Genomic DNA, 7,739 nt, shown 5'->3' on the forward strand with positions numbered 1-7,739 from the left:
GGTCCTCACTGCACGCTGATCCGGGTCATGTCGACGAACCACGACTGGGGCGAGACGAAGCCCTTCACCCGTGGCGACATCGCCCTGGGGTTGAGATCATGCACGATGTACAGCCACGGTGGATCGTCGACCAGGCGCTCATGCGCCGCCCGGGTCGCCTTGGCGATCGCCTCCGGGTCGGTCGCCCCGGCGAGGTCGGCGAGCGCCGCGTCGAAGCGCGCGTCCTTCCATTGCGGGAAGTTGAAGCCCTTGGGCGAGACGTTGGCGGAGGAGAAGTAGCGCGCCATCACGGCGACGTCCGAGGACGGCGAGGACACGTTGAGCGCGTGCGCCCCCTGCAGAACGGCCGCGTCCGGCGCCGCCCGCGCGGAGTTGAGCAGCACCTGCCACTCGACCACGTTGAAGCTGACGTCGACGTTGCAGGTCTGCTTCAGGTTCTCCTGCAGGAACTCGTTCATCGGCAGCGGCTGCATCTGGCCCGAGCCCGAGGTCGAGATCATCACCTTCAGGCTGAGCGGGTTCTTCTCGGTGTAGCCGGCCTCGGCGAGGAGCGCCCGGCCCTTCTTCGGATCGAGCCCGTAGCGGTTCTGCGGCGCGCCGAAATCCGGGTCGCTCGCCTTGAGCCAGCCGACGGCCGGCTCGGCGGTGCCGTTCAGGAAGGTGACGAGCCCCTCCCGGTCGATGCAGTAGTTCAGCGCCTGGCGCACCCGCACGTCCTTGAGCGGGCTGTTCGCCGCGCCGATGTTGTAGAACCACGGCCAGACATGCGGGTAGGAGCCGGTGGTGATGGTAAAGCCCGCCTGGCGCAAGGACGGGATGCCGTCCGGCGCCGGTGCCTCGATCCAGTCGACTTGGCCGGCGCGGAGCGCCGCGATGCGGGCATTGGCTTCCGGAATCGGCATCAGCCGCACCCGGTCGACCTTCGCCAGCTTCTCCTTGTCCCAGTAGCCCTCGTTGCGGGCGAGATCGACCGCCTCGCGCGGCCGCACCCCGGTGATGCGGAACGGCCCGGTGCCGGCCGCCGGCAGCGACGCGACCTTGGCCCAGTCCCGCCCGGCCTTCTCGAACGAGGCCGGCGAGGTGAACAGCAGGTAGACCACCATGTAGGGGAAGTACGAGGCGGGCGCGGCGCTGGTGATCGCGACCGTCCGCTCGTCGATCTTGCGGTAGCTCGCCAGGAGCGGCGCCCGCGCCCGGCTGATGCCGGCGGCCGGCGGCTCGTATTGCGGGCTGTCCTGCTTGAAGAAGCGGTCGAGGTTCCACACCACCGCGTCGGCGTCGAAGGCGGTGCCATCGTGGAAGCGCACGTTCGGGCGCAGGTGGAAGATCCAGGTGTTCTTGTCGTCCGGGGCCTGCTCCCAGCGTTCGGCGAGGCCCGGCCGCAGGGTCGCGAGGCGGTCGGTGCGCGAGAGGTCCCACAGCACCAGCCCCTCGAAGACCGGGTAGCCGAGGAAGCGCATGCCCTCGAAGCCGTTATTCGGCAGGCCGGTGGTGGTCGGAACGTCGGCGGCGGTCATGCCGATGCGCAGGACCGATTCGGCGAAGGCCGGCGCGGCGGTGGCGAGGAGGGCCGAGAGGGTGGCGAACGGGGCGAGCGTGCGGGGCATGGCGGGACGGCGGGCTCCGTGTTGGCCCCTGCCCGCCGCAAGAGCCGGGCCATTCCGGCTGCATGCTCGCTCTCGTCGTCAGCTCTTGAGCCGGTACCCCGTCCGGAAGATCCAGGCGACCGCCGCCAGGCAGGCGAGCAGGAACACCAGGGCCATGCCGAGGCTCACCGCCGGGTTGACGTCGGAATGGCCGTAGAAGCTCCAGCGGAAGCCGCTGATGAGGTACACGACCGGGTTGAGGAGGCTCACCGTGCGCCACACCGGCGGCAGCATGTCGATCGAGTAGAAGCTGCCGCCAAGGAAGGTCAGCGGCGTGACGATGAGGAGCGGCACCAGCTGCAGCTTCTCGAACCCGTCCGCCCACAGGCCGATCACGAAGCCGAACAGGCTGAAGGTGACGGCGGTGAGGACCAGGAACAGCACCATGACGAACGGGTGCTCGATCCGCAGCGGCACGAACAGCGCCGAGGTCGCCAGGATGATCAGCCCGAGCATGATCGACTTGGTGGCCGCCGCCCCGACATAGCCGGCGACGATCTCGACCGCCGAGATCGGCGCCGAGAGGATCTCGTAGATCGTGCCGGAGAAGCGCGGGAAGTAGATGCCGAACGAGGCGTTGGCGATGCTCTGCGTCAGGAGCGTCAGCATGATCAGCCCGGGCACGATGAAGGCGCCGTACGGGACGCCGTCGACCGAGGTGATCCGCCCGCCGATCGCGGCGCCGAACACCACGAAGTAGAGCGAGGTCGAGATCACCGGCGCGACGATGCTCTGGAGCAGCGTGCGGAAGGCGCGGTGCATCTCGAAGCCGTAGATGGCGCGGATGGCGGGCCAGTTCATGTGCGGTCCCTCACGAGATCGACGAAGATGTCCTCGAGCGAGCTCTGCCGGGTCTGGAGATCGCGGAAACGGATGCCGGCGGCGGCGAGGTCGGTCAGCAGCGCCGTGATGCCGGTGCGCTCCGCCTTCGTGTCGTAGGTGTAGGTGAGCGCGCTGCCGTCCTGCGACAGGGCGAGCGCATGGCCGGCGAGTGCCGGCGGCAGGGCGGCGAGCGGAGCGTGGAGCTGCAGCGTCAGCTCCTTGCGGCCGAGCTTGCGCATCAGCTCGGCCTTGTCCTCGACCAGCACGATCTCGCCCTTGGCGATCACCCCCACCCGGTCGGCCATCTCCTCGGCCTCCTCGATGTAGTGGGTGGTGAGGATCACCGTGACGCCCTGGTCGCGCAGGCGGCGCACCAGGCGCCACATGTCCTGGCGCAAAGCCACGTCGACGCCGGCGGTGGGCTCGTCGAGGAACAGGATGCGCGGTTCGTGCGCCAGCGCCTTGGCGATCAGGACGCGCCGCTTCATGCCGCCCGACAGGGTCATGATCTTCGCGTCGCGCTTCTCCCACAGCGAGAGGTCGCGCAAGGTCTGCTCGACATGGGCCGGGTCGGCCTTCAGGCCGAACAGGCCGCGGCTGAAGCTCACCGTCGCCCACACGGTCTCGAAGGCGTCGGCGGTGAGCTCCTGCGGCACGAGTCCGATCAGCCGCCGGGCGGCCCGGGGCGAGGCCAGGATGTCGTGGCCGCCCACCGTCACCGTGCCGGTGCTCGGCGTGACGATGCCGCAGATGATGCTGATGAGCGTGGTCTTGCCGGCGCCGTTCGGCCCGAGCAGGGCGAAGATCTCGCCCTGCCGGACCGCGAGGTCGACCCGCTTCAGGGCGGCGTGGCCCGAGGCGTAGGTCTTCGACAGGTTGTCGATCGCGATGATGGGCGTCATCCGGTCCCGGTGCGTGAGGGGCTGACGGGGTCGCGGATCACCTAGGCCGGCAAGGGCCGGACCGCCACCGCTCCCCGCCCGGAACCCGTCGCGTGACGGCCGAGGGCGGGGCGAATCCGGCCGGGTGTGGCGCGGATGTCCGCGCCTGCTCGCGTCACGCGGTCCGGCCGTCCGCGGTCCTGGCCGGGCCGTCCCCGTCGGCGGGATCGTCGGCCTCGCCCTCGACGGCGTCCCCGTCGTCCTCCGGCCCGTCGGCCTCGTCGTCCCGGGTCCGGGCCTTGGTGTAGAAGTTGCCGACCAGCAGCGCCTCGCCGGCGGTGACCATGGCGCTCAGGTAGGCGTTGATCGTCGCCGGGGCCGCGTCGGGCAGCGCCCGCAGGATCTGCGGCTGCGACAGGCCCTGCGGGCCGGCGCCGTCGATCAGCGCCTTGAGACGGCCCTTGGTCGAGTTGGCCCGCGGGCCCCGCGGGCCGCGCCGGCCTCCCCCCGTCCGGGGCTCGCCCCGATCCGGGCCGGCGGGCCCGGCGGGCGCGGGCGGCGAGGAGAGGCCGAGATCCTCGATCGGCGTATCCTCGATGATCGCCCGGAGCGCGTTCTCGGCGAGGCGGAGCTTCGCCAGCTCCGCGCCGATGCGCTCGTATTCGGCCTCGAGCGCCGCTCGCCGTTCGCTCACATCAGCCAAGGCTTTCATGAGCGCATCATTCCCCGACATCGCCCCTCCAGAGATTCTGGGCAACGGCTCCTTGCACAGGCGACGTGCAGCGTCAACGAAGGCGCGAATGGACGGGAGAGGTCGGCGGCGATACGCCGAGTACGGGCCGTCGCCGGTGCCAGGAGCCGGGCGCCGCACAACAGCCACGAAACCATACGGAATCTGGGATCCAGGCCGCCGCGAGCGTAGAGCGGCGGCGGAGAGACCGCCTCCATGCTCGCCGACAACAAAAAGGCCGCTCGAACGAGCGGCCCAAGTCAAGGGAGGAAACGCCCGTGATGGGCACGCTCTTTGTACGACCCGGACGACAGCGGCGATGTGCGTGATCGCACACGGGGCGACCGCCGCCATGACGAGGCCTCAACCAGGCGGCAACTCGCCCGTGCAGCCCGACATCGATCGGCGTCACCGTCGATCCGGCCGAGGATGGCGCGATGCGCAGCGGCGGGCGGGGTCTCGCCCGGCGCGGTCGGCCGTCCGGCCCACCCTGCTCGACACGTCGCCAGCGCGATGACGATGCGGTGGGCCGCCGCGCGGACCACCGCATGTCCGGCGGCCGGCGATCCGTCCTTCGGGACGCCGGGAGCCGTCGGACCGCGTGCAGTAGCGCACGGCGGCCGGCCATCCGGTGCGCCATGCTTCCTTCATCGCCCGGCGCCGAACGGCCACCGCCGAGCCGGATCGACCAGGAGAGCATGATGAAGCCGATGCCGATCTCCCCCGAACTGATCAACTCCGCCGAGATCATCGCCGAGGTGTCGGGCGTCGAACTCTCTCTCGACGCGCTCGAGGGCGTCGTCGGGGGGGCCGGCTGGGCGGCAGGCACGGGTCCCACCCAGATCGTCTCGCCCGGCAACGCGAAGCTCGGGATCCACGCGACCGGCGTCGCCCCGGGGTCGTCCTGGTCGCCCACTCCGTCGCTCCCGAGACCCGCCTGGGGCCACTGACCAGGGGAGGCGCGCCGCGCCCCGGGGCGTCTCGTCGTCAGGGCATCGAGCAGCCGACGCCCCGCCTCCGGGCGGCCCGTCGTATCGAACCCAGCATGCGGCAGACGGTTGCCGCTGATCGCGTGGGCGGTCCGGCAGGGTACCGGACCGCATGGCTCACGAGGCCGCCGGACATCAGGTGACAGGCATCGGAGCCTGTTTGACGTGCGCCGCGAAATGATCCGCCCTCAGCATCACCCTCATCCCGAGGTGTTGGCGATCGGAGATCGCCTGACCTCGAAGGAGGGCTCCAGACAGCCCCGTGATCCCTGGAGCCCTCCTTCGAGGCCCACTGCGTGGCCACTTCAGGATGAGGTCGTGGATGGGATGGATGAGACCCACGTGATGCTATTCTCGGCGATCAACCAGTCTCTCAGTTGAAGAAGAGTTGATCCTGGATCTGAGCCACGGTGAAGTTCTGGACGATCACGCCGCCGGTGCCGCCCAGCTGCGTCGTGCTGACCAGGACGTCGCTGCCCCGCTGCGTCACCTCCAGGCTCGACGGCGACATCCCCAGGAAGAGCAGGGCATCGGTGTCCCCGGCCGCCTCGTGGAAATCGCTCACCTGATCGAACACCCCGGCCTGGAAGTCGCCGGCCTGGAACGCGAAGACGTCCGAGCCGGCCCCGCCGACGAGGGTGTCGGCCCCCTGGCCGCCATACAGGAAGTCGTTGCCGGCCAGGCCGTAGAGCTGGTTGGTGCCGGCATCGCCCTGGAGGTTGTCGTCGAAGGCCGAGCCGACCAGCCCCTCGATGCCGGCGTAGCTGTCGCCCGCCGCCTCCCCGGTGTTGAAGCCCGGCAGGGACAGCACCGCCGTGACCCCGGTGGTGGCGTAGTCGTAGCGGGCGAAGTCGAAGCCGGCCCCACCGTCGAGCGCGTCGCCGTCCAGGCCGCCCCAGAGGCTGTCGCCACCGTCGCCGCCGAAGAGCGTGTCGCTGCCCGCCAGGCCGTAGAGCTGGTCGTCACCGGCCTGGCCGTAGATCAGGTTGGCGCCGCCATCCCCCTGGAGGTTGTCGGCGAGAGCGGAGCCGACGAGGCCCTCGATGCTGGTATAAGTGTCGCCCGCAGCCTCCCCGGTGTTGAAGCCCGGCTGGTACAGCACAGCCGTGACCCCCGTGGCGGCGAAGTCGTAGCGGGCGAAGTCGAAGCCGGCCCCGCCGTCGAGCACGTCGCCGTCCGGGCCGCCCCAGAGGCTGTCGCCACCGTCGCCGCCCGAGAGCGTGTCGACACCCGCCAGGCCGTAGAGCTGATCGTCACCGGCCAGGCCGGAGAGCTGGTTGGCGCCGCCGTCGCCCTGGAGGTTGTCGGCGAAAGCCGAGCCGACCAGACCCTCGATGCTGGCGTAGGTGTCACCCGCCGCCTCGCCGGTGTTGAAGCCCGGCTGGTACAGCACCGCCGTGACCCCCGTGGTAGCGAAGTCATAACGGGCGAAATCGAAGCCGGCACCTCCGTTCAGCACGTCACCGCCGAGACCACCCCGAAGCTGGTCGCTGCCTGCTCCTCCGATGAGCGTGTCGTTGCCGGCGCCGCCGTTGAACGTGACGCTGCTGCCGATGGACTGGTACACCCCGGCCGTCGCGGCGGTGATGGTGTCGTTCAGGGCCGTGCCGGTGACCGTCGAGTTGCCGGAGGCGCGGATCTCCAGCGGCTTGCCGGTCCTGGAGTAGGTGTTCTGGCCGATGACGCTGGAGAGGTCGGTGGTTCCCGACTCGCGCAGCGACACACGGATGTCGTTCGTGCGCGTCCTTGTGAAGATGTTATCCGATACATCATTGACGCTCGGACCCTGCTCGAAGACGAGGCCCTCGGTGTTATTGGTGAAGATATTATCTGCAACCGTCGAGGGACCGCCCGTCCCGGCATTCACGTAGACGCCGTAGTTGAAGCCGGTGATGGTATTGTCGCTGATCGTGGCGGCGCCGCTGCCGTTACCGACGACGATGCCGGTCCCGGTGCCAGCCGTGCCGGGGTTGGTGATGACGTTGTTGGTGATCGTGGCGCCGTTCGCCAGCACGAAGACGCTCGAATCCTCGTTGCCCGGGACCGTGCCGGAGATGGTGAAGCCGTCGAGCGTGACGCCGGTCGCGCCCGCGTTGATCGCGATGCCGCCCTGGATGACGGCCGACGTGCTGAGGGCGCGCAGGGTGACGTTCGCGGTCGAGACGACGAGGTTCTCGGCGTACGTTCCTTGCGCGACCAGGATCGTGTCGCCGCTCTGGGCCGCGTCGATCGCCGCCTGGATCGTGCCGTAGCCGCTGCCGCCGACCAGGAGCGTGCGTCCTGCCCTGGCGTCGTCCACGACTTCGACATTCGTCAGCGTGTCCGTTCCGGCCGCGTTCGCAACCTGGAAGCTGCCGTTGCTGAAGCTGATCGTCGCGAGGTCGCCGTAGATCGCGGTGTCGATCCCCGCCCCGCCGTTCAGGGAGTCGTTGCCGTTGCCTCCGTTCAGCGTGTCGTTGCCCGCACCGCCGATGAGCGTGTCGTTGCCCGCACCGCCGTTGAACGTGACGCTGCTGCCGATCGCCTGGTACTGCCCGAGCGTCGCGGCGGTGATGGTGTCGTTCAGGGCCGTGCCGGTGACCGTCGAGTTGCCGGAGGCGCGGATCTCCAGCGGCTTGCCGGTCGTGGAGTAGGTGTTCTGGCCGATGACGCTCGAGAGGTCGGTGGTTCC

Annotated in this window: 5 protein-coding genes and 1 pseudogene; 1 reads left to right on the forward strand and 5 read right to left on the reverse strand. The window is 69.8% G+C overall.

The genetic code is table 11. The features are described from left to right. Positions 1–5 precede the first annotated feature (5 nt). The 4 genes from EU555_RS30890 to EU555_RS30905 form a co-directional block, all read right to left on the reverse strand. Entirely contained in the window at positions 6–1,607 is a 1,602-nt protein-coding gene (locus EU555_RS30890; protein ID WP_135419167.1) for an ABC transporter substrate-binding protein, read from the reverse strand. 78 nt (positions 1,608–1,685) lie between these two features. After that, on the reverse strand, positions 1,686–2,447 hold the full coding sequence (locus EU555_RS30895) for an ABC transporter permease (RefSeq protein ID WP_135419168.1): 762 nt from the start codon (positions 2,445–2,447) through the stop codon (positions 1,686–1,688). After that, positions 2,444–3,370, reverse strand: a complete 927-nt coding sequence (locus tag EU555_RS30900) for an ABC transporter ATP-binding protein (RefSeq protein WP_135419169.1) — start codon at positions 3,368–3,370, stop codon at positions 2,444–2,446. The genes EU555_RS30895 and EU555_RS30900 overlap by 4 nt, the downstream gene beginning before the upstream one ends. A 154-nt stretch (positions 3,371–3,524) precedes the next feature. After that, complete coding sequence (locus tag EU555_RS30905; RefSeq protein WP_135419170.1) at positions 3,525–4,082, reverse strand: hypothetical protein; 558 nt, start codon at positions 4,080–4,082, stop codon at positions 3,525–3,527. A gap of 695 nt (positions 4,083–4,777) precedes the next feature. On the opposite strand from EU555_RS30905, the gene EU555_RS30910 reads away from it, so the two are divergent. Continuing rightward, complete coding sequence (locus tag EU555_RS30910; RefSeq protein ID WP_135419171.1) at positions 4,778–5,029, forward strand: hypothetical protein; 252 nt, start codon at positions 4,778–4,780, stop codon at positions 5,027–5,029. A 412-nt stretch (positions 5,030–5,441) separates the two neighbouring features. On the opposite strand, the pseudogene EU555_RS37550 reads toward EU555_RS30910, so the two are convergent. Continuing rightward, positions 5,442–7,739 (reverse strand): annotated as a pseudogene (locus tag EU555_RS37550) (hypothetical protein); the annotation flags it as partial.

Origin of the sequence: Methylobacterium nonmethylotrophicum, from assembly GCF_004745635.1 — a bacterium.
Lineage (GTDB): Bacteria > Pseudomonadota > Alphaproteobacteria > Rhizobiales > Beijerinckiaceae > Methylobacterium > Methylobacterium nonmethylotrophicum.

Excerpts from the sequence above, each read along its gene's own strand:
- EU555_RS30890 (WP_135419167.1), bottom strand. The coding sequence starts at position 1,607 with ATGCCCCGCACGCTCGCCCCGTTCGCCACCCTCTCGGCCCTCCTCGCC.
- EU555_RS30895 (WP_135419168.1), bottom strand. The coding sequence starts at position 2,447 with ATGAACTGGCCCGCCATCCGCGCCATCTACGGCTTCGAGATGCACCGC.
- EU555_RS30900 (WP_135419169.1), bottom strand. The coding sequence starts at position 3,370 with ATGACGCCCATCATCGCGATCGACAACCTGTCGAAGACCTACGCCTCG.
- EU555_RS30905 (WP_135419170.1), bottom strand. The coding sequence starts at position 4,082 with ATGTCGGGGAATGATGCGCTCATGAAAGCCTTGGCTGATGTGAGCGAA.
- EU555_RS30910 (WP_135419171.1), top strand. The coding sequence starts at position 4,778 with ATGATGAAGCCGATGCCGATCTCCCCCGAACTGATCAACTCCGCCGAG.